This is a genomic window from Sorangium sp. So ce375 (genome assembly GCF_051473855.1).
Classification (GTDB): Bacteria; Myxococcota_A; Polyangia; order Polyangiales; family Polyangiaceae; genus Sorangium.
In genome coordinates, this window is sequence record NZ_CP150335.1 from 11602746 (window position 1) to 11627671 (window position 24926).

Consider the following 24926-nt stretch of genomic DNA (forward strand, 5'->3'; position numbering starts at 1 on the left):
TTGTCCAAGGCCGACGCCAAGGAGCTGATTGGCCAGCTCCAGGCCGGCCTGGGCTCGCCCCGAAGCAGCGATCTTCACCCGCTCCTCCAGCAGAACACCTCGGATCTCTCCGAGCAGCGGTTCACGTCGACCTTCACGGGGCAGGAGCTCTTCCTCGCCGATCACGTCGTCGGAGGGAGGCGGGTCCTGCCCTGCGTCGCCTACCTGGAGATGGCGCGCGCCGCCGTGCAGCAGGCCGCCGGCTGGGACGGCCTCCGGCTCAAGGACCTCGTGTGGCCGCATCCGCTCACGGCCGCGGGTGAGCCGGTCCGCGTTCATCTCGGCCTCTTTCCGGAGGAGAACGGGGAGCTCGCGTTCGAGGTATACTCCGGATCACACGTCCACGGCCAGGGTCGAGCGGCGCGCGCCCCGCTGGCCGAGGCGCCCGTCCTGGAGCTCGCGGCGCTGAAGGCGCGCTGCCCGCCGACGCTGTCCGCGGACGCGCTCTACGCGGCATATCGCTCCATCGGCATCGAGTACGGGGCGAGCCATCGAGGTGTCGTGCAGCTGCACGCAGGGGCGGAGATCGTGCTCGCGGAGCTGCAGCTGCCGGCCTCCGCGCAGGGCTCTCAGTCCGACTTCTACCTGCACCCCAGCCTGATGGACTCGGCCCTGCAAGCCGTCGCGGGGCTGTGGATTGCAGCCGGGGAGATGAGGCCGGCGCTGCCGTTCGCCATCTCCGAGGTGGCGCTGTTCGGCCCCTGCACCTCGCGGATGTGGGCGCTCATCCGCTCGAGCGAAGGCAAGCTGCGGACTTACGACATCGACCTCTGCGACGCGGAAGGCCGGGTTCGCGTGCGGATCAAAGGTTATGCGGTCCGCGCCACCGGCGAGGGCCCCAGGGCTGCGTCGGCGCAGGCGCAGGCGCCGGCGGCCGCGGCGGCCACCGCGGCCCCGGCCGCCGTCGATCAGAGCGGCGCCACGCTAGAGGACAAGGTCATCCAGCACCTCAAGGGTGTGCTGGCCAGGTTCCTCCAGCTGCCCCTCGATCGCATCGACGCGGACGGCTCGATGGACCGGTACGGGCTCGACTCGATCATGATCACGCAGCTCACGCGAGAGCTGGAGCAGACCTTCGGCACCCTGCCGAAGACGCTGCTCTTCGAGTACCAGAGCCTCCGCGAGCTGGCGGGATATTTCCTCGACGCTCACCGGGAACGGCTGGGTGAGCTGTTCCGAGACGAGGAGCCGCGGGCTCCCGAGCCGCCCGTCCAGCCGCCACAGGGCGCGGCCCTCGCCCCGCAGACCACGGCGAGCCCGGGGAGACGCAGGCGCTTTGACGCCGTGCGGGCCGCCGCCGAGTCGGGGCCCGCGGACATCGCGATCATCGGCGTGGCCGGGCGCTTCCCCAAGGCGCGCAACCTCGAAGAGCTTTGGCTGAACCTGCGAGAGGGCAGAGACTGCCTGACCGAGATCCCCAGAGAGCGCTGGGAGCACGGCGCGTACTTCGACGAGGACAAGGACAAGCCGGGGAAGACGTACACAAAGTGGGGCGGCTTCCTCGACGACGTGGATCGGTTCGATCCGCTCTTCTTCAACATCTCCCCGCGCGAAGCGGAGCTGATGGACCCGCAGGAGCGGCTCTTCCTCGAGTGCGTGTACGAGGCGCTGGAGGACGCCGGGTATACGCGGGAGGCCCTGCAGCCCCCGCGAGGCTCCGGCATGCCGGGGAACGTCGGTGTGTACGTCGGCGTGATGTACGAGGAGTACCAGCTCTTCGGGGCGCAGGAGCAGGTGCTGGGCCGACCGGTCGCCATCCCCGGCAATCCGTCCTCCATCGCCAATCGCGTCTCCTATTTCTGCAACTTTCACGGGCCGAGCATGGCCGTGGACACGATGTGCTCCTCCTCGCTGACGGCCATCCACCTGGCCTGCAAGAGCCTGACGCGGGGGGAATGCGAGGTCGCGATCGCGGGTGGCGTGAACGTCTCGATCCACCCGAACAAGTACCTCTTCCTCGGCCAGGGCAAGTTCGCGTCGAGCAACGGGCGCTGCGAGAGCTTCGGCGTGGGCGGGGACGGCTACGTGCCGGGCGAGGGCGTCGGCGCGGTGCTGCTGAAGCCGCTGGCCCGAGCGATCGCCGACGGGGATCAGATCTACGGCGTCATCAAGGCGACCGCCGTCAACCACGGCGGCAACACGAGCGGCTATACCGTCCCCAACCCCAACGCGCAGGCGGACGTCGTCGATCGGGCCCTGAAGGAGTCCGGCGTCGCTCCGGAGCAGATCTCCTATATCGAGGCGCACGGAACCGGCACGGCGCTCGGCGATCCGATCGAGATCGCGGGGCTGACAAAGGCGTTCCGCCGCCACACGGACAAGAAGCAGTTCTGCGCGATCGGCTCGGTCAAGTCCAACATCGGCCACTGCGAGAGCGCGGCGGGCATGGCCGGGCTGTGCAAGGTGCTGCTGCAGCTCAAGCACGGCCAGCTCGCGCCGTCCCTGCACTCGAAGACGCTGAACCCGCTCATCGACTTCGCGAGCTCGCCGTTTCATGTGCAGCAGCAGCTGAGCGAGTGGAAGCGGCCGGCGGTCGACAGACAGGGCGCGATCCAGGAGCTCCCGAGAGCGGCGGGGATCTCCTCGTTCGGCGCGGGCGGCTCCAACGCGCACGTCATCGTCGAGGAGTTCATTCCGCGGGCGACCCAGGAGCGGCCGGCCGCGGCCTCTCAGCACGCGGCCATCGTGCTGTCGGCGAAGGACGAGGAACGCCTGCTCGAGCGAGCGAGGCGGCTGCTGCACGCGATCCGTCAGCGGGAGCTGGGCGAGGCGGACCTCCTCGACATCGCCTACACACTGCAGATCGGCCGCGAGGCGATGAGCGAGCGGCTCGGCCTCGTCGTGCGCTCGCCGCAGGACCTGCAGGACAAGCTGAGCAGGTTCGTCGCGGGTGACGTCGGCCTCCCCGATGTGGTCCGCGCGCAGGTTCGCCGTACCAAGGACGGGACGCCGCCGCCCGCGCCGGGAGATGCGCTCTCGGCCAGGCAGGCGGTGGAGCGTTGGTGCAACGGCGACGCGGTCGACTGGAAGCGGCTGTACGGAGGGTGGCAGCCGCGCCGTGTGAGCCTGCCGGCCTACCCGTTCGCCAGGGAGCGCTGCTGGTTGCCGCAGCACGTCCCCGGCACCAGCGTGGCCGCATCGAGCGGGCTCGGAGCGGCCGAGGCGGTCGAGACCGGCGCGCCGCAACGCGGAACGCTGCTGTTCGAGCCCGTCTGGAGCGAGCGGCCCGCGCCACCCAAGGCCGACCGCCCGGCGTACGCGAAGCGCCACATCCTCCTGTGTGAGCTGGCCGGCGTCGATCCGCAGCGCATCCGCTCGGAGCTGGACGGCGTGTACTGCACGGCCCTGCGCGCTCGCTCGCAGGGGAAGGCAGCGCGCGCCGAGGAGCACGCCCTCGAGCTCTTCGACCAGATCAGGGCCCTCCTGGAGGACAGGTCCACGGGCAAGGCGCTGCTCCAGGTCGTCGTCCCGGACAGCGACGAGGAGCCTCTCTTCAGGGGCCTCACCGGGCTGCTGCAGACGGCGCAGCAGGAGAATCCGAAGCTCTTTGGCCAGGTGATCGCGGTCGATCCGGGAGACACCGAGCTGCTGAGCGAGAGGCTCGACGCCGACAGCCGCGCTCCTCACGATCGCCAGATTCGATATCGGAGCGGAAAGCGCCTCGTCGCCGGGTGGGCGCCCGCTCGCGGCGAGCCGTCTCGCTCGCCGGTGCCGTGGAAGGACGGCGGTGTCTACCTGATCACGGGCGGCGCGGGCGGCCTGGGGCTCATCTTCGCGGAGGAGATCGCGCGCAGGGTCCGGCGAGCGACGCTGTTCTTGACGGGCCGCTCCGCGCTCGACGAGGCGAGGCAGTCGCGGCTCGCCCGGGTGCGGGAGCTCGGCGCGACGGTCGTCTACAAACAGGCGGACGTGGCGGACAAGGCCTCTGTGGAGCGCCTGATCCGCGAGATCGAAGCGGAGAGCGGCGCGCTGAGCGGCATCCTCCACAGCGCCGGGGTGAACCGGGACAACTACGTCATCAAGAAGACCCGGGCCGAGTTTCAGGAGGTCGCGGCGCCGAAGGTGGCGGGGGCCGTCCACCTGGAGGAAGCCACGCGCCATCTGCGGCTGGACTTCTTCATCCTTTTCGCCTCGCTCGCCGGAGCGCTGGGGAATCCGGGGCAGGCCGACTACGCCTTCGCCAACGCGTTCCTGGACGGGTACGCGGCCTACTTGAACCAGGAGGCCGCGCGCGGGCGGCGCTCCGGGAGGGCGCTCGCCGTCGACTGGCCGCTCTGGAAGGACGGCGGCATGCACGTGGACGCGGCGGTCGAGCGCGTGCTGGAGGAGACCCTCGGCATGAGCGCGATGAGGACCCCGGCGGGGATCCAGGCGCTCTACGACAGCCTGTCCAGCGGCGCCGATCAGGTGCTGGTGCTCGAAGGCGACGTGGAGCGGCTGCAGCGCCGCCTGCTCGGGGCTCCCGCTCCGGCGGCCGCCGCCAGCGACCGGCAGCCGGCTTCCAGCGACCGGCAGCCGGCCGCCGATGCCGACCGCGCGCTCCTCAAGGAAAAGGTGATTCACAGGCTGAAGGGGCTGCTGGGCGACGTCGCCAAGCTGCCGGTGCAGCGGATCGACGCGGACGAGCCGCTCGGGTCGTACGGCATCGACTCGGTGATGATCGCGAAGATGAATCAGCAGCTGGCTGGCGTCTTCGGCGAGCTGTCCAAGACGCTGTTCTTCGAATACCAGGCGCTGTCCCCGCTGGCCGACTACCTGCTCCGGGACCATGCGCCCGCCTGCGAGCGCTGGACGGGGCTTTCGCGACAGACACCGGTCGTCGAAGCGGCGCCCCCTCGCGCCGAGCCTGCGCGCCCCGCCCTCACCTCGCTCAGCGACGGCGAGGCAAGGAGCGCCCTTCCCGCGGACGGCGGGACGCGCCGCGAGCCGATCGCGATCATCGGCATGAGCGGGCGCTACCCGCAGGCGCCGGACCTGAACGCGTTCTGGATGAACCTCCGGTCCGGAAAGGACTGCATCGGCGAGGTCCCGAGCGACCGCTGGCCGCTCCAGGGGTTCTTCGTTCCCGACGTTGAAAGCGCCGTGGAACAGCGCAAGAGCTACAGCAAATGGGGCGGATTCCTCGAGGGGTTCGACAAGTTCGATCCGCTCTTCTTCAACATCACCCCGCTGGAGCTGCTCAACATCGATCCGCAGGAGCGCTTGTTCCTCGAGTCGTGCTGGAGCCTGCTGGAGGACGCTGGTTATACGAGGGACCAGCTGGCGGCCAGGTTCGGGCGACGCGTCGGCGTGTTCGCCGGCATCACAAAGACCGGGTTCGAGCTCTACGGTCCCGATCTGTGGAAGCAAGGGGAGACGATCTCGCCCCGCACGTCCTTCTCCTCGGTGGCGAACCGCGTCTCGTACCTGCTCAACCTTCGAGGCCCGAGCCTGGCGATCGACACCATGTGCTCGTCGTCGCTCATTGCCATCCACGAGGCCTGCGAGCACCTGCTCCGCGGCGAGTGCGAGATGGCCATCGCGGGCGGCGTGAACCTCTATCTCCACCCGGCCACCTACGTGGAGCTGTGCGCTCACCGGATGCTGTCGCCCGACGGGCAGTGCAAGAGCTTCGGCGAGGGCGGCGACGGCTTCGTTCCGGGCGAGGGCGTCGGGACGGTCCTCTTGAAGCCGCTGTCGAAGGCGCTTCGGGACCAGGACCGCATCTATGCGCTGGTGCGCGGCACGCAGACGAACCACGGCGGCAAGACGAACGGCTACACCGTCCCGAACCCGGTGGCGCAGGGCGAGCTGATCCGAGAGGCGCTGGACAAGGCGGGCATCAGCGCCCGCGCGGTCAGCTACGTCGAGGCGCACGGCACCGGCACGAAGCTGGGTGATCCCATCGAGATCACCGGTCTGACGCAGGCCTTCCAGAAGGACACGACGGAGACGGGCTACTGCTCGATCGGCTCCATCAAGTCGAACATCGGCCACCTGGAGGCCGCGGCCGGGATCGCCGGCGTGACGAAGATCGTCCTGCAGATGCAGCACGGGCAGCTCGTCCCCAGCCTGCACGCCAGGACGCTCAATCCGAACATCAACTTCGAGCGGACGCCGTTCGTCGTGCAACAGGAGCTCGCGGAGTGGAAGCGCCCGCACCTCGAGGTCGGCGGCCGGCTGCGGGAGTCTCCGCGCCTCGCCGGGATCTCCTCGTTTGGCGCGGGCGGCTCGAACGCGCACGTGATCCTCGAGGAGTACGTCCCGCCGGAGGGGTCGCCCGCCGTCGCCGTGACGCGGGCCAACCCGGCGATCGTCGTGCTCTCCGCGAAGAGCCGGGAGCGGCTGGAGGAGTACGCAAGGCGGATGATCGCGGCGATCCGCTCCGGGTCAACAACGGACGCGGACCTGGCCGACCTCGCGTACACGCTGCAGGTGGGGCGGGAGGCCATGGAGGAGCGGCTCGCGCTGCTCTGCGGATCTCTCCAGGAGCTGGAAGAGAAGCTGCAAGCGTTCCTCGACGGCAAGGAAGCCATCGAGGACGCGTTCTACGGGCAAGCCAAGCGCAACCACGCGACGGTGTCGCTGGTCTCCAACGATGAAGACATGTTGGAGGCCATCGACAGGTGGGTGGAGAAACGCAAATTCTCGAAGCTGCTGGAGCTCTGGGTCAAGGGGCTCGCGTTCGACTGGAACCGCCTGTACGGAGAGCGCAAGCCGCGCCGGCTCGGCCTGCCCACCTATCCTTTTGCCAACGAACGTTACTGGCTCCCCCAGGTGAATGCGGCGGCCGCCGGACAGGCGACGAGCGGCGCGGCCGCGCTGCACCCGCTCCTGCACCGGAACACGTCCGAGCTGTTGCAACAGAGGTTCAGCTCCACGTTCACAGGGCAGGAATTCTTCCTGGCTGGCCACATGGTCAAGGGCGAGAGGGTCCTGCCCGGCGTTGCCTATCTGGAGATGGCGCGCGCGGCGGTCGACGCCTCCGCCGGGCGCATGAAGAAGGGGAAGACAGCGGTTCAGCTCCGCGACGTGGTCTGGTCGCGTCCGCTGGTCGCGGGCGCGGCGCCCGTCACCGTGGACATCTCCCTCGCGCTGGACGATGGCGGGAAGAAGATCTCGTTCGAGATCTCCAGCTCGAGCGATCTGCACGATGAACCGACGCCCCACTGCCAGGGGAGCGCGCTGCTCGTCCCGGCCCACGAGGCGCCGGCGCTCGATCTCGCCAAGCTGCGCTCGGCTTGCGATAGGGACGTCATCTCTTCCGAGCGCGTGTACGGCGCGTTCGCGGCGATGGGCATCGACTACGGTCCGGTGCACCGCGGCGTCAACGAGGTGTACGTCGGCTCCGACGAGCTGCTGGCGAGGCTGTCGCTGCCCGCCGCGCTCTGGGAAGAGGGACGTTACGTCATCCATCCGGGGGTGCTCGATTCTGCATTTCAGGCATCGCTCGGGTTCCTGCTGATCGATGGTGGGAGCGAGGCGTCCCGCAAGCCGATGATGCCGTTCGAGCTGAACGAAGCGGAGATCTTCGGCCCGTGCGCTGCTTCCATGTGGGCGCACATCACGCTGGCAGACCGCGATCGGGCGACCGGCAAGGTGCAACGAGTCGATGTCGATCTCTGCGACGATCGCGGGCGCATCGCCATCCGCATCAAGGGCCTCTCCTCCCGGGTGATGAAGGGTGAGCTCTCGGCTCGGGCGGACGTGCGGACGATCGCGCTCACCCCGGTCTGGGAGGCGATCGCTCCCCAGCTGGCGCGCAGCTTCCCGCCGCCGTCCGCCTGCGTGTGGATCGCAGGCGGAACGGACGCCCAGGTGCGCGCGATCGAGCAGCGTTTCCCGCGAGCGCATGTGCTCGACCTCGGAGCGGCCGACACGGTCTCGAACGTGACCCGACAGCTTGAGGCGCACGGGGCGATCGATCATCTCGTGTGGTTCGCGCCCGAGAGCCCGGCCGCGTCGGTCGCCGACGAGTCGATCATCGAGGAGCAGGAGCGCGGGGTTCTCCCGTTGTTCCGCGCGGTGAAAGCCTTGCTGGCGCTCGGGTACGAGGCGAGGGAGCTGGGCTTGACGGTCGTGACCACGCAGGCGCAGCTCGTCCACAAGGGCGATGCGGTCAACCCGACCCACGCGAGCATCCACGGCTTCGTCGGATCCATGGCGAAGGAGCTCCCGTCCTGGAAGGTGCGCCTGCTCGACGTCGCCGGCGAGTGGAGCGTCGACGAGCTGTTCGCCCTCCCGTCGGATCCGCAAGGCGATGCCCTCGCCTACCGGGACAGGCAATGGCACCGGCAGAAGCTCGCGCCGATCGCGGGGCTGCCTGGCGAACGCAACCTGTGCCGCCAGGGCGGGGTCTATGTCGTGATCGGCGGCGCCGGTGGGATCGGCGAGATCTGGACCGAGCACATGATCCGCACGTATCAGGCGCAGATCGTGTGGATCGGACGCCGTGAGAAGGACGCGGCGATCCAGGGCCAGCTGGACAGGCTCGCGCAGCTGGGGCCCGCGCCGCTCTACATCGCGGCGGACGCGACAGATCAGGGCGCGCTCGGGGGCGCATACGAGCAGATCAAGCAGCGGCATCCGCACATCCACGGGCTCGTCCACTCGGCGCTGGTGCTGCTGGACAAAACCCTGCTGAACATGGATGAGGAGCGCTTCAAGGCAGGTCTGGCCCCGAAGGTCGACGCGACCGTCCGGATGGCCCAGGTGTTCGCCGCGGAGCCGCTCGATTTCGTCCTGTACTTCTCGTCGATGAGCGCCTTCGTGAAGGCGTCGGGGCAGAGCAACTACTCCGCGGGCTGCACGTTCAAGGACGCGTTCGCCCTCCGCATGGCCCGGGAATGGCCGTGCGCCGTGAAGGTCATGGACTGGGGCTATTGGGGCACGGTGGGCATCGTCGCCTCGAAGGAGTACCAGGACCGCATGGCGCAGCAGGGGGTCGGCTCGATCGAGCCGCCCGAGGCGATGGCGGCGCTCGACGCGCTGCTCGCCGGTCCGGTCGAGCAGATGGCGTTCGTGAAGGCCATCGATGGCGAGAAGGTCCTCCAGAGGTTCGGAGCGGAGACGCTCACGGCGTACCCGGAGACGACGCCCTCCGCGATAGAACGTCTGAGAGACAGCATCGTCCTCCCCCGGGTCCCCGAGGTGGCGGGCTCCCAGAAGCTGGACGAGCTCCTCACAAAGCTGCTGTGGCTCCAGATGCGGTCCGTCGGCCTGTTCGCCGAGGAGCGGACGGCGATCGCCGATCTCAAAGCCAGGCTGCACGGCATGTACGGCAGGTGGCTCGAGGAGACGATCGCCGCGCTGGCTCGCGGTGGTTACCTGACGTTCGACGAGACGCATTGCTCTCACGACGACGCGGGTCAGCTGGATGGCGCCGCCGTCTGGAGCGAGTGGGACGAGCACATGCGGTCGTGGGTGCAGGACCCGAACCGCAAGGCCCAGGTCCTTCTCCTCGACGCGACGATGCGCGCGCTCCCCGACATCGTGCTCGGCAGGCTGCCTGCCACGGATGTCCTGTTCCCGAACGCCTCGATGGAGCTGGTCGAGGGGATCTACAAGCACAACGAGGTCGCCGACTACTTCAACGAAGCGCTCGCCACGACGATCGTCGCGTACGTGGACGAGCGGCTCAGGCGAGACCGGTCAGCGCGCGTCCGCATCTTGGAGATCGGCGCAGGCACCGGCTCCACCAGCTCGTTCCTGCTGCGCAAGCTAAGGCCGTACCACGCCAGCATACAGGAATACTGCTACACCGACCTGTCCCGCGCGTTCCTGATTCATGCAGAGAGGGAGTTTGGCGCGGAGAACCCGTTCCTGACGTACAAGATCTTCGACGCGATCGAGCCGCTCGCCGGGCAGGGCATCGACGCCGGTCAGTACGACATCGTGCTCGCGGCGAACGTGCTGCACGCGACGCGCAATATCCGCCTGACCCTCCGCAATGCCAAGGCGGTGCTGCGCAAGAACGGGCTGATCGTTCTCAACGAGATCATCCGCAACAACCTCACCTTCCACCTGACGTTCGGGCTCACGGAGGGGTGGTGGCTGCACGAGGACGCGGAGGTGCGCATCTCGGGCTCCCCAGCGCTCGATCCGGCGATGTGGAGGCGGGTCCTGGAGACCGAAGGGTTCCGTCCTGTGCTCTATCCGGCGGAAGCGGGCATCCATCTGGGCTCGCAGATCATCGCGGCGGAGAGCGACGGACTTGTCCGCCAGCAGGCGCCGGCGGAGCGAGCGGCCGTGGCGCCGGCGCCGAGGCGCGAGCAGCAGGCGAAGAAGACCCGGAAGGCCAAGGCCGACGCCGCGGCGCGACCTGGCGTCGTCACCGATGAGCTGCTGCGCGAGAAGAGCGTCGCTTTCTTCAAGGAGCTGATCGGCGACACGCTGAAGATCCCGAGCCAGAAGATCGACCCGGCCGAGCCGTTCGAAGATTACGGCATCGACTCGATCCTGGTGGTGCGCCTGACCGGCGTCCTCCGAAAGTACATCGAGGATGTCAGCAGCACCTTGTTCTTCGAATGCCAGACGGTCGACGCGCTGGTCGACCATTTCATGACGACGCGGCGGCCAGCGCTGGTGAAGCTGGCCGGCGCGGCGGAGCCGGAGGAGGCTCCGGCAGACGAGGCGTCCGAGGACGAGGGCCCGGACGCGAGGCCCGAGCTGCCCGTGATCTCGCGGCGAACCGCGCGGTCCGTGGCCGCGCCGCCCGCGGCCGCGCCTCTTCGCGGTCGATCCCAGCCCGTCGCTGCCCAGGGGGTCGCGATCATCGGGATCGCGGGTCGTTATCCTCGAGCGAAGAACGTCGCCGAGTTCTGGCGCAACATCAAGGAAGGGCGCAACTGCATCCGCGAGGTCCCGGGCGACCGCTGGGACTGGAGAGCCTATTTCGACGAGGAGAAGGGCAAGCAGCGCTCGACGTACACAAAGTGGGGCGGCTTCGTCGAGGACATCGACAAGTTCGATCCGCTGTTCTTCAAGCTCTCTCCCCGCGACGCGGAGTCGATGGACCCGCAGGAGCGGCTGTTCCTGGAAGCAGCGTACGAGTGCCTCCAGGACGCGGGATACACCCCGGGCGCGGTCTCGGACAGCCGCAAGGTCGGCGTGTTCGCCGGTGTGATGAACGGGATCTATCCGGTCGGCGCGAACTACTTCTCGATCGCGAACCGCGTGTCCTACCTGTTCAATTTCCATGGACCGAGCCTGGCGGTGGATACGGCGTGCTCCGCTTCGCTGACGGCCATTCACCTGGCCGTGGAGAGCTTGTCTTGCGGGACCAGCGACTGCGCGATCGCGGGCGGGGTCAACCTGATCCTCGACCCGGTGCACCTCATCAAGCTGTCGCAGCTGCGCATGCTCTCGTCCGGCGATCAGCTGAAGGCGTTCGGCGACCACGCCGACGGGTTCGTCGCCGGGGAGGGGGTGGGCGCCGTCCTCCTGAAGCCGCTGGAGAGGGCGATCGCCGACAACGACCGCATCTACGGCGTCATCAAGGGGAGCATGATCAACGCCGGAGGGAAGACCAACGGCTACTCGGTCCCGAACCCCGAGGCTCAGGCGCGCGTCGTCGCGGATTGTTTGCAGCGGGCAGGCGTCGATGCCAGGGCCGTCAGCTATGTCGAGGCGCACGGAACGGGTACGTCGCTCGGCGATCCGATCGAGATCGCAGGGTTGACGAAGGCGTTCGGCGCGTACACTCAGGACAAGCAGTTCTGCGCCATCGGCTCGGTCAAGGCGAACATCGGCCACTGCGAGAGCGCGGCGGGCATCGCCGGCTTGACCAAGGTGCTGATGCAGATGAGATACGGGCAGATCACGCCGTCGATCCACTCGGCCGTGCTGAACCCGAACATCGAGTTCCCGAAGACGCCGTTCGCCGTGCCGCAACAGCTGTCCGAGTGGAAGCGCCCCGTCCTGGAGCAGGACGGCGTGCGGAGGGAGCTCCCGCGCATCGCTGGCATCTCCTCCTTCGGAGCGGGCGGCTCCAATGCGCACCTGATCGTCGAGGAATACGTGGCGCGCGAGGAGCGCCCGCGATGGACGTTCGACAGCGATCATCCGGCGCTGATCGTGCTGTCGGCGAAGAACCGGGCCCGGTTGCAGGCGCTGGTCGAGCGGTTCGTGGACGCGATCCGCGAGGGCCAGTGGACCGACGAGGATCTGGCCGACGTGGCGTACACGCTTCAGGTGGGCCGCGAAGCCATGGAGGAGCGCCTGGCGCTGACCTGCGCGTCGTTCCGGGAGATGGAGGACAAATTGACCGCGTTCCTCTCGGGGAACGAAGCGGTCGCAGGGCTGTTCGTGGGTCAAGCCAAGCGTGGTCAGCCTTCAGCGCGGTTGGACGAGGGTGGCTCTGGGCAGCACGCAGAAGCGTTGAACAAGTGGGTGAACGGCAGCTCGTACGACTGGAACAAGCTCTACGGCGGCCGTGTGCCCCGCCGCGTCAGCCTCCCGACCTACCCGTTCGCTCGCGAGCGCTACTGGGTCCGACCGGAGAATGAGCTGATCCGATCTGCAGTCGGCCGGGGCGTTACGCCGGACGTCGCGCCGGCTGCTCCGCGGAGCGGACGAGAGCGAGCGGTCCTCGTGAAGGAATGGAAGGCCAGCGGTGCGCTGCCGGCGGGCACGACGCCAGCCGGCGCCGTGATCGTGTTGACGACGGCAGCGACGTCCCACCTGGCATCCGCGCTCTTTGCCGGTCGTCAAGGCGTTCATGTAGCGCACGTGGCGATCGATTTTTACTCTGCAGGAGCGGGAGAGATCGCCTACGAGCAAGTGACGAGCCAGCTCGGCGAGCGCAAGCTCCTCGGCGTCATCGATGTCACCGCGTACGATCGGCTGTACGAGCGATCGACCGCTGTCGAAGAAGGAAAGATCGCCTTCCTGCAGACCTGCGTCGAGCGTGGCCGCCGGGACGGGCTGACCCTGCTCCAGGTGACGTACAATCTGCAGGCGTGGCGAACGCCCGCGCCGACCTTGCAGGGCGCGCGGACGGCCGGCCTCTACCGCATGCTGGGGGCCGAGTACAAACAGGTCCGCTCCGTCACCATGGACAGCGACCGCTCGCTCTCCGACCCTCTCGAGCTGGCGGCGCAGATCGAAGCGGAGTTCCTCGGGGCTGCTCGGTGGGACCTGTCGGAGTGCTGCTATCGCGACGGCCAGCGCTTCGTGCCGCAGCTGTCCGCGACCCCGATCGCGGACGCGGCGCCGACGACCTACGGGGCCGATGACGTCGTGCTGATCACAGGCGGAACGCGCGGCATCGGCGCGGCCGTGGCCGAGAGCGCCGTGGCGCGAGGCTGCCGCCGCCTCGTGCTCATGGGGCGTGAAGCCCTCGCCTCCCTGGGTCAGGACAAGGAGCTGCGGCTGCGGAAGCTCGCGGACCGAGGGGTCCAGGTACTCTACTACGACACGCCTCTCGCCGATGCGAACGGCCTTCGCGCCATGATCGAGGACGTCCATCGCAGGGTCGGCCGTGTCACAAGCGTCTTCCATTGCGCCGGGGCGGTGGGAAAGAACCCCGCCTTCGTCAGCAAGACCGCGGACGAGATCCGCGGCGTCTGCGAGCCGAAGGTGGCCGGCCTTGCCGCGCTCCATGAAGCATTGAGCCAGGAGCCGCTCGTCTCCTTCGTCCTGTTCTCCTCGGTCTCGAGCGCGTCCCCCGCCCTGGCAGCCGGACAGAGCGATTACGCGATGGCGAATGCGTACATGGACCATTACGCCGCTGCGCAAGCCGGGCAGGGGCGCCGGTACTTCAAGTCGATCCAGTGGCCCGCATGGGGCGAGATTGGCATGGTGGCCGGCCAGGGCGCGACCGCCGCTTACACGAAAACCGGGCTTGTCCCGATCACCACGGCAGAGGGGTTGTCTCTCCTCGACCTCCTGATCGGCTCGTCTTCCACGGTCTCGTTGCCGTTCGTGAGCGAAGAGAAGCGAGCGGCGCTCGAAGATCTGCTGCGCACCGAGCACCAAGCGGCGCCGCAGGCCCTGGCCGCGGCGGCTCCAGCGGCGGAGCCCCCGCGGAGGGAGCCGCAGGAGGACGCCTCCAGCGAGATCCGCCGGTGGATACGCGACATCTTCATCGCGGAGCTGAGGCTGTCGGTCGAGCAGCTGGAAGAGGACAAACCCTTCGATGAGTACGGCGTCGATTCGATCGTCCTCGCTCAGGTCGTCCACTCGCTGGAGAAGCGAGTGGGCGCGAAGCTGAGCCCATCGTTGCTCCTTGAATATACGACCATCGCCGCCCTGACCGATCACTTCAAGGCGCACCACGCGGGCGCGTTCACCAGCCGCTCCGAGGCGCCTGCACAGGCCGCTGAGCTCGTACCCGCGCCGGTGCCTTCGTCTGCGCCTGAGCCCCTGGGTGCCCCGGTCGCTCCGGCTCCCGTGACGCCGGCGCCTGCCGCCGCGCCGGAGGACGCGATCGCCATCGTGGGACTTGCCTGCCGGATGCCGGGCGCTCCGGACAAGGACGCCTTCTGGCGGCTGCTGACCAGCGGCGATTCGGCGATCCGGCCCATCGCGGCGGCCCGGCAGACGACCCGGGGGCGCCGCGTGGACTTCGGCGGCTGGATGGATGGCGTGGATCGCTTCGATCCCGCCTTCTTCAACGTCCACGAAGCGGACGCGGCCATCATGGACCCGCAAGCGCGCGTCATCCTGGAGGAGAGCCTCGCCGCGATCTACGACGCGGGATACGAGCACAGGGAGCTGTCCGGCGCGAAGGTCGGCGTCTACATCGGCGGCCGCTCGCAGCCCAACGCTGACACGAAATCCGTATTTGCGGCGCCGAACCCCGTCCTGGGCACCGGGCAAAACTACCTGGCCACCAACATCTCGCGCTTCTTCAACCTCCGCGGGCCGAGCATGGTCGTCGACACGGCCTGCTCTTCTGGCTTGGCCGGGATGACCATCGCCTCCGACGCCTTGAAATGCGGGCGCATCGACATGGCGCTTGTCGGAGCGGTCAGCGTCCTGCACACGCAGGACGCACACGACCTCTTCGCGGCCCGCAACATCCTCAGCCGCGAGGGCAAGTTCTGCATCTTCGACAAGGAAGCTTCGGGTGAGGTGCTGGGTGAAGGCGCCGGCGTCGTCGTCTTGAAGCGGCTCCGCGACGCGGTTCGGGACGGAGACACCATCTACGGCGTGATCCGCGCGATCGCGTCGAACAACGACGGACGCACCCTCGGTCCCGGCTCCCCGAACATGGCGGCGCAGAGGCAGGTCATCCAGGAGGCGCTGGCCGAAGCGGGCAAACGCCCCGAGGACGTCGGCTATATCGAGATCAACGGCGGCGGGTCGCCGGTCGTCGACACGATCGAGATCAAGGCGCTCTCGGAGGCCTATCGACTCGACGACCCGACGCTCCCGCCCTGCCCTGTCGGCTCGGTCAAGCCCAACGTGGGGCACCTGCTGGCCGCATCGGCGATGGCTGGCTTCATCCGCTGCGTGCTCAGCATATCGCGGGCGCAGATCCCGCCGTTCTTGTCGGCGTACCAGCCTTTCGAACATTACGACTGGGCATCCTCCCGCGTCGCGTTCAACCGCGAGACGAGCTCATGGCAGACCGGCGCTGGCAAGACGCGCGTGGCCGCTCTGAGCTCCTTCGCCGATGGGGGCACCAATTTTCACGTCCTGCTCGAAGAGTTTGTGATGAACGGACATTATCGACACGAGAGACGACCGCTCGCACCTCCCACGCTGTCTCGCAAGTCCTTCCCGTTGAGACGCGGAAGCCTGGAGGCCGCTCGGAACTCTGCTCCGTCGATTCAGAACGTCTGGGGGGACTACCGTGGAACGAGCGTTTGAGACCGTTTTCTCGGTCGAGAATCCGATCATTCAGAACCACATCGTCCACGGCCAGCGGATCCTCCCCGGCCTGGCCTACATCGATCTCTTGTATCAGCTGGCGCAACAGGCGCTCGGGATCGACCATGCGTCGTACGCCTTGCAGCGCATCGCCATTTTCCATCCGCTGGCGGTCGATGTGGACCGCCCGGTCCGGCTGAAGATCGCGTTCGCAGAGCAGCCGGACGGCTGGAGCGTCAAGGTGGACGGCTCCGAGACGGAGCAGGGCGAGCGGAAGATCTACATCACCGCGGAGCTGCGGGCCCACTCCGCGACCTTCTCCCAGGTGCTGGCGGTCGATGCGGTCCGCGCACGCGCGACCCGCCGCCGCGACCTGGAGAGCATCTACGCGGAGTGCAGAGGGCGCGGGCTCGTTCATCAAGGGATGATCAAGGCGCGAGGCGACGTGGTTCTCACGGGCTCCGGCATGCTGTCGGAGCTCCGCGTCGACGATCGCTATCGTGAAGAGGCGAAGGGCTATCTCCTCCACCCGACCCTGATCGATGGGGCGGCGGTCGCCACCTATGCCCTGGAGGGGATCGTGGAGAACGGGGAGCTGTTCATCCCGCTCTTCTACGAGGAGTTCTACGCGGTGGAGCCGCTCCAGACGGGTTGCTTCGCCTCTGTCGACCTGTCCTCCGTGCGCAAGAGGAACGACGTCACCACGCTGGATATCGTCTTTTACAATCAGGCCGGGAAGCAGGTCGCCCTGCTGAAGGGCTTCACCTCCAAGAAGGTCCGACAGGAGGGCGATCTCGATCCCACGTTGAAAAGAGGCCAGCCGACGGCCGCTGCAGCGAGCGGGCCCCTCCCTGCTTCGAGCGGGGATCTGGAGGCGAAGCTCCGCGGCATCGTCGCTCGGCAGCTGAACACGAGGCCGGAGGAGATCAACCTCGACACCGTCTTCTTCGAGATCGGCTTGCAGTCGGCGCAGCTGATGCACGTGGTCAAGGAGATCGAGACGCTGTTCGATCTGCGGCTCAGCCCCACGTTGCTGTTCGAGACGAACAACCTGCGCGAGCTGATCGCCTACCTGGCGCCGAAGGTGAAGGCTACCCAAACGCCGAAGGTGAAGGCGGAGACGAAGGCCGAGGCGAAGGCCGCGTCGCCGGAGGGCTACGCGTTCTACGGGCACGAGCCTTACCTGCAGGATCACCTCGTGTTCGGCAAGCCGGCGTTGATGGGGGTGACGCACCCGTCCCTGGCCCTCGAAGCATTTGTAAAGGCTCACTCCTATCCGGTGGAGCTCAACCGGATCGAGTTCGTGGGGGGCCCGATCACGCTGGAAGCGACCGAGACCGCCCACATCGGCGTCCACTTCCGCGAGGAGGGCGGCGAGACCCACTTCACCACCGATTATTATGTGAACGACCCGAGCGACCGCAAGGTGTGCTGCCGGGGCACGGCGGCCGGGTCGGCGACGCCGGCGGCCGACAGGTTCGATCTGGCGGCCATGCTCCAGCAGGTGAAGCCGCTGGATCGTCAGACCGTCGCGGGGTGGTACGAGCTGGTCCAAGGCTTCCAGATCGGACCGATGCTCAGGACCATCGAGGCGGCCTACCTCGTGGACGACTCCACGCTCTTGATGAAGGTGGATCTGAGAGGCAAGCTGCAGAAGGGGAGCGTCGCGCGGCTCGCGTTCGATCCGCTGCTGTTCAACACCTGCTACATGGTCTTTCACCGCATCGACCGGAGCAGGCTCGGCAACATCTTCATCCCCCTGGTGGTCGAGAGGCTGACCGTCTACAGGCCGATGACCGAATCGGTCTACGTGGTCAACACCATCCGCACGATGAAGGATGGCTTCGTCTCCTTCGATGCCGTGGTCTTCACGGAGCAGGGGGAGCGGATCGCCGAGGTCTACAATGCGTCGGTGAAGGAGGTGGTCAACCCGTCCTTGCTGGCCAACGCGTCCTTCGACGACAAGAAGCCGCGCACGGACGCGCCGGGCGCCCTCGACATCGCCATCGTCGGCATGTCGGGCCGGTATCCCCAGTCCTACGACGTCAATGCGTTCTGGGACAACCTGCGGCAGGGGAGGGACTGCATCACCGAGATCCCGCAGGATCGCTGGAACTGGCGGGACTACTACGCCGAAGATCGCGCCCAGCCCGGCAGCGTGTACAGCAAATGGGGCGGCTTCATCCAGGATCACGATCGCTTCGATCCGGTGTTCTTCAACATCGCGCCCCGGGACGCCGAGCTGATGGACCCGCAGGAGCGCCTGTTCCTGGAGCACAGCTGGATGGCCCTGGAGGACGCCGGTTATACGCGGGAGGTCCTGCAGAGCCCGCGCGCGCGGAGCCTCCCGGTGCGCGTCGGCGTCTATGCCGGTGTGATGTCGCAGGAATACCCTCTGTTCGCGGCCGAGGCGAGCCTGCGAGGCCAGCGCATCGGGTTGCCGTCCGGCATCTCCGGCATCGCAGCGCGCGTGTCGTACTTCTTCAATTTCAACGGTCCGAGCATGGCCGTCGACACGATGTGCTCCAGCTCGCTGACCTGCATCTACCTCGCGTGCCAGGCCTTGAAGGAAGGCAAGATCGACGCGGCGCTCGCCGGCGGGGTGAACGTCAGCCTGCACCCGAACAAGTACCTCATGCTCTCCCAGGCGCAGTTCATCTCCTCCAAAGGCCATTGCGAGAGCTTCGGCGTCGGCGGGGACGGCTATATACCGGGGGAAGGCGTGGGCGTGCTGCTCCTGAAGCGGCTGGCCGACGCGATCCGCGATCGCGATCACATCTACGGTGTCATCAAGGGCGCGGCGATCAACCACGGCGGCAAGGCCAGCGGGTTCACCGTGCCCAACCCCAGGGCGCAGGGCCTCGTCGTGTCGCAGGCGATCGAGGAGTCGGGCTTCGACGCGAGGACGATCTCGTACGTCGAGGCGCACGGCACCGGCACGCAGCTGGGCGATCCGATCGAGATCACCGGCCTGACCGAGGCGTTCGGGCGAGGGCGGAGCGAGACGCAGTATTGCCGTATCGGATCGGCCAAGTCCAACATCGGCCACTGCGAGGCCGCGGCCGGTGTTGCGGGCGTGACGAAGCTGTTGCTTCAGCTGAAGCACCGCCAGATCGCGCCGTCGCTGCACTCGGCGGTGTTGAACCCGAACATCGACTTTGGCGCCTCGCCGTTCGTTGTGAACCAGGAGCTGTGCCCCTGGGAGCGCCCGATCGTGGGCGGCAAGGAACAGCCCCGCCGCGCCGGGATCTCCAGCTTCGGCGCGGGGGGCGCCAACGCGCACCTGATCATCGAGGAGTACGCGCCCTCCGTCGCGGAGCGGCCGCGCGTCGCGCTCGCCCCTGTCGCGCTCGTCCTCTCGGCGAGGGATCGCGATCGGCTCATCGAGCAGGCGCGACGCCTGCTGAACGCGGTCCGAACGCAAGGGTGGAGGGATGCGGATCTGGCCGACATCGCCTACACGCTGCAGGTCGGCCGAGAAGAGATGGAGGAGCGCCTCGCGTTCACGGCGGCCTCGCTCCCGGAGCTGGCAGAGAAGCTGGCGCTGTTCCTCGATGGCGGAGACGCGGGGCTGTACCGGGGCCAGATCAAGCGCTCCGGCGACGTGGCTCCCTCGGTCGCGAGAGGGGAGCTGACGGACGTTCTGAGAGCCTGGGTCCAGGGGGTGAAGGTCGACTGGAGCCAGCTTGTCGGCCCGGACAGGCCGCGGCGCATCTCCCTGCCGACCTACCCGTTCGCCCGCGAGCGCTACTGGCTGCCGGTGACCGTGGCGAACGGCGGCGTGGCCGTCGCCGCGACGATTCACCCGCTGCTCCATCGCAACACCTCAGGGCTCGAGGGGCTGCGCTTCAGCTCCACGTTCACGGGGCAGGAGCCCTTTCTGGCGGAGCACGAGGTGAACGGAGAGCGGCTCATTCCGGGCGCCGCGTACCTCGAGATGGCCAGGAAGGCCGTCGTCCACGCGGGAGGGCTGGAGGACGGCGCTCCGCTGCGGCTCGAAGACGTCGTATGGAGTCAGCCGCTCGCCGTGGGCGGCGGCGAGACGACCGTTCACGTGGGGCTCGCGCAAGGAGAGGACGGAGCCGTCGAGTTCGACATCTACACCGACGCTCGGGACGGCGACGGTGAGGCGGCGCTGCGCTGCCAGGGAAGCGCCGTGGTGCTCGCCGCCGAGCCCGTGCGGAAGGTCGATCTCGCCGCGGCGCGGGCGAGGTGCAACGGCGCCAGGGACCTTCACGTCGGAGCGCTCCAGTCCCTGCAGGAAGGCGACGGGCTCGTGCTGGCCAGGGTGGCGCTGCCCGAGCACCTCGCGACGCCGAGCGACTTCGTCCTGCACCCGAGCGTGCTCGAGGCGGTGTTCCGCGCGGCGTCGGGCCTGAAGGCGTCCGTCGCGGCGGCTGCCGTGAAGGAGCTGGCCATCTACGGCCGCTGCGCCTCGGAGATGTGGGCGGTCGTCCGGGGCGCGGACGTCGACCTGTGCGACGGCGAGGGCAACGTCGTCGTGGCCATGAAGGGCCTCTCCTTCGAGGCACAGGCGGCGGACGAAGACCTCGTCGGCCTCGTGCTCCTGCGGACCGCCTGGGAGCCGGCGCGCGTCACGATGGGGGCCATCACCCCGGCGCCCACGGCGCGCGCCATCATCCTCGGCGGCACCCCGGCCGCGCAGGAGCGCATCCGCGAGCAGCTGCCCGGGGCCCAGCCGCTGCACCTGGGAGGTGCCGCGACGGTCGAAGAGATCGCGCGCGCCGTCGAGCGCGCGGGCTCCATCGAGCACCTGATCTGGATCGCTCCCGAGGTCGTCACCTCCTCCGCCATCGACGAGCGAGTGCTCGCGGCCCAGGAGCAGGGCGTCCTCTCGTGCTACCAGACGATCAGGGCGCTGCTCCGCCTGAAATACGACGACAAGCGGCTGCACTGGACGGTCATCACGACGCAGGCCCAGCCCGTCCACCCCGAGGAGCGGATCCAGCCGGCGCACGCCAGCCTTCACGGCCTGATCGGCACGCTGGCGAAGGAATATCCACAGTGGCCGGTGCGCCTGCTCGATCTCGAAGCGGGTCAGGAGTGGCCCGTCTCCGACCTGTTCCGCGTCCCCGCCGATCCGCAGGGCAACGCGCTGGCCTATCGCAACCGCCAGTGGTTCCAGCAGACCATGGCCCGGCTTCCGGAGGCTCGAGTCAACGAAGGTGTCTATCGCCCGGGAGGCGTCTACGTCGTGATCGGCGGCGCCGGCGGGATCGGCGAGGTGTGGAGCGAGCACATGGTGCGGACGCACCAGGCTCAGCTCGTCTGGCTCGGGCGTCGCCCGAAGGACGAGGCGATCCAGGCGAAGATCGATCGCCTGGCGGCACATGGCCCCGCGCCGCTCTATGTCTCGGCCGACGCGGCGGACGAGCGGTCGCTGAAGCGCGCTCACGCCGAGATCAAGGAGAGGTTCCCGAGGATTCACGGGCTGGTCCATTCGGCCGTCGGGACGCTCGATCAGAGCCTGGCGGCCATGGAGATCGAGCGGTTCCGCGCCGTCCTCTCCGCGAAGGTGGATGCCAGCGTGCGGATGGCCCAGGTGTTCGCCCGAGAGGATTTCGACATCGTCCTGTTCTTCTCCTCAGTCAACTCGTTCGGGAAAGACCAGGGGAAGAGCGGGTACTCCGCGGGCAGCGTCTTCGAAGACGCCTTTGCCCATCAGCTCGCGCTGGAGTGGCCGGGCAAGGTGAAGGTGATGAACTGGGGCTTGTGGGGCGGGATCGGCTCTGCCGGCTACGTCCCCGAGGCCCAGAAGAAGCGCATGGCCGCGGCCGGGATCGGCGGGATCGGGCCGGACGAAGCGATGGAAGGGCTGAACAGGCTGCTGGGCAGCGCCGCTTCCCAGGCGGTGCTGCTCAAGACCACCCGCGCGCTGTCCGTGGAGGAGCTGCTCCGCAAGCCGGCCGCCACGCCCGCGCCGCCCGCGCAACCGGCGAGACAGACCGAGGTGGCCTCGAGCGGCCGGCTCCGCGAAAAGAGCACGACGTACTTCAAGAAGCTCGTCGGAGAGACGCTGAAGCTGCCTTCCCAGAAGATCGACGCCTCTGTTCCCCTGGAAGAGTACGGTATCGAATCGATCTTCATCGCGCAGCTGAACCGGAAGCTCGTCGAGATCTTCGGCGAGGTCAGCCGCACGGTGTTCTTCGAGTGCCAGACCATCGACGCGCTTGTCGAGTACTTCATCGCGAAGCACGGCGACGCTCTGGCCCGAGAGGTGGGCGTCGTCGAGCCGGCGGAGGCGCCGGTTCAAGCGCCGCAGGAGGTCGTGCGGGCAGCGGAGGCGCGGCTCGCCACGAAGCCCGCGTTCAAGGAGCGACAGCGCCGCTCGCGCATCCAGACGGCGGCCAGCGAGGGCCGTCCGGCGAGGGCTCGGGAGCCGATCGCCATCATCGGCATGAGCGGGCGTTATCCGCAGGCGCGCGATCTCCACGAATACTGGGCGAACCTGAAGTCTGGCAGGGACTCGGTGACGGAGATCCCGGCCGATCGCTGGTCCGCGGACGAGTTCTTCCACCCGGACATGGAAGAGGCCGTCGAGCTGAGGAAGAGCTACTGCAAGTCGGGCGCATTCGTCGACGGGTTCGCCGAGTTCGATCCGCTGTTCTTCAACATCTCGCCGACCGACGCCATGAACATGGACCCGCAGGAGCGGTTGTTCATCAAGGCCTGCTGGGAGGTCTTCGAGGACGCCGGGTACACGCGGGAGCAGATGCAGGCCAGGTTCGGCGGGCGCGTGGGCGTGTTCGTGGGGATGTGCCGCACCGGGTTCGATCTGTGGGGGCCGGACGTGTGGGCGCAGGGCGAGGTCGTGCACCCGAGGACGTCGTTCGCGTCGGCGGCGAACCGCGTGTCCTACCTGCTCGACCTGAACGGGCCGAGCTTTCCGGTCGACACGGGTTGCTCGTCGGCGCTGACGGCGATCCACCTGGCTTGCGAGCACATCTATCGCGGCGATTGCGAGATGGCGGCGGTCGGGGGCGTGAACCTGTACCTCCACCCGTCCAGCTACATCGAGCTGTCGGCGATGCAGATGCTGTCCACGGACGGACGATGCAAGAGCTTCGGCGACGGCGGCAACGGGTTCGTACCCGGCGAAGGCGTGGGGGCCGTCCTGCTCAAGCCGCTCTCGAAGGCGCTCGCCGACGGCGACCAGATCTACGCCGTCATTCGTGCCACGGAGATCAACCACGGTGGCAAGACCAACGGCTACACGGTGCCCAACCCGGTGGCGCAGGGCAAGCTGATCCGTAAGACCCTGGACAAAGCGGGCATCAACGCCCGTGCCGTGTCGTACATCGAGGCGCACGGGACGGGCACAAGGCTGGGAGACCCCATCGAGATCGCGGGGCTCCAGCAGGCGTTCGAGCGGGACACGACCGACACCGGCTTCTGCGCGATCGGCTCGGTCAAGTCGAACATCGGACACACGGAGTCGGCCGCCGGCATCGCGGGCCTCACAAAGGTGGTCCTGCAGATGAAGCACGCGCAGCTCGTCCCGAGCCTGCACACAAGCCGGCTGAATCCCAACATCAATTTCGCGAAGACCGCGTTCGTCGTGCAGCGGGACCTGTCCGTATGGACGCGTCCGGTGCTGGAGATCGACGGCGAATCACGTGAAGTCCCGCGAATCGCCGGGATCTCGTCGTTCGGAGCGGGCGGGGCGAACGCGCACGTGATCCTCGAGGAGCACGTTCCGGCGCCTCGCGGCGCGCGCCCCGCGGTCACCGAGGCCCGCCCCGCGGTCATCCTGCTCTCGGCCAGGGACCGGGAACGGCTGACCGAATATGCGCGGTCGCTTGTCGACGCCATCCGGCAGCGGCCGCTGACCGACGCGGACCTGGCGGACGTGGCGCACACGCTCCAGGTGGGGCGGGAGGCGATGGAGGAGCGCCTGGCCCTGACGGTCACGTCGATGAGGGAGCTGGAAGAGAAGCTCACCCGGTTCGTCGCTGGTCAGTCGGATATCGAGGGTCTGCTCCTCGGGCGGGTGAAGCGCGGCCGCGACGTGCTCGCCGTGCTCGCGGCCGACGAGGACATGGCGCGCACGATCGACGCATGGATCGCCAAGGGCAAGTTCGCCGAGGTCCTGGAGCTGTGGGTGAGGGGCGCGGCGATCGACTGGACAAAGCTCGTTGGCGAGGTGAAGCCACAGCGGCTCAGCTTGCCGACCTACCCGTTCGCCCGCGATCTCTACTGGTATCCGACGGTGTTGAAGAAGAGGCCGGCCGGGGCGGCGCGCGCGGAGACGGCGGCTCATCCGCTGCTGCACCGGAACACGTCCGATCTGCTGAAGCAGAGATTCACCTCGATCCTGACAGGTCAGGAGCAGTTCCTCGCCGACCACGTCGTGAAGGGCAAGAGGGTGTTGCCGGCGGTCGCCTACCTGGAGATGGCGCGTGCGGCGGTGGATTCCTCGGCCGGCTTCATGAAGAACGGGGCGACGGCGGTTCAGCTCCGCGACGTTGTCTGGGTCCGTCCGATCGTGGTGGAGGCGAAGCCGGTCTCGGTGAGCATCTCCCTCACGCTGGGAGAGGACGGGAAGATCTCGTACGAGATCTACAGCGAGCGCGACGACCGGAAGGAGCCGACCGTCCACAGCCAGGGGAACGCTGCTCTCGTTGAGGTTGGCCGGGTGCCGGTGCTGGATATCCGCCAGCTGCGCTCCGCCTGCAACCGGGCAAGGATCTCCTCTGAGCAGCTGTACGACGCGTTCGGTGGCATGGGCATCGCGTACGGCCCCTCGCATCGCGGCGTGCGCGAGGTTCATGTGGGCTCCGACAGGCTGCTGGCGAAGCTGTCGTTGCCTGAGGCGCCGTCGGAGATGGGCGACGTCGTGATCCATCCGGGCATGCTCGACTCGGCGATCCAGGCGTCGCTCGCATTCCTGCTGGCGAACGAGAGGAGCGACGCCGCCCGCAAGCCGATCCTGCCGTTCGCGCTGAAGCAGGTGGAGATCTTCGGTCCGTGCGCTGCTTCGATGTGGGTGTACATCACGCTGGCAGGCGGCGCCGGGGCGACCGAGCCGGTACAGAAGATCGACATCGATCTCTGCGATGACGAAGGCCGGA

2 protein-coding genes (1 of these 2 only partly in view) are annotated in these 24926 nt (G+C 68.0%); both read left to right on the forward strand.

Features of this window, described 5'->3' with window-relative positions; all coding sequences use genetic code 11:
• A complete protein-coding gene (locus WME90_RS43415; protein WP_437277972.1) occupies positions 1-15834 on the forward strand; it encodes an SDR family NAD(P)-dependent oxidoreductase in 15834 nt (5277 codons plus the stop codon).
• Positions 15818-24926, forward strand: partial view of an SDR family NAD(P)-dependent oxidoreductase gene (locus WME90_RS43420; protein WP_437277973.1) — the 5' portion only. 2855 nt of this gene lie beyond the right edge of the window; 9109 of the gene's 11964 nt are visible here — the first part of the coding sequence; the start codon lies at positions 15818-15820; the stop codon falls past the right edge of the window. The genes WME90_RS43415 and WME90_RS43420 overlap by 17 nt, the downstream gene beginning before the upstream one ends.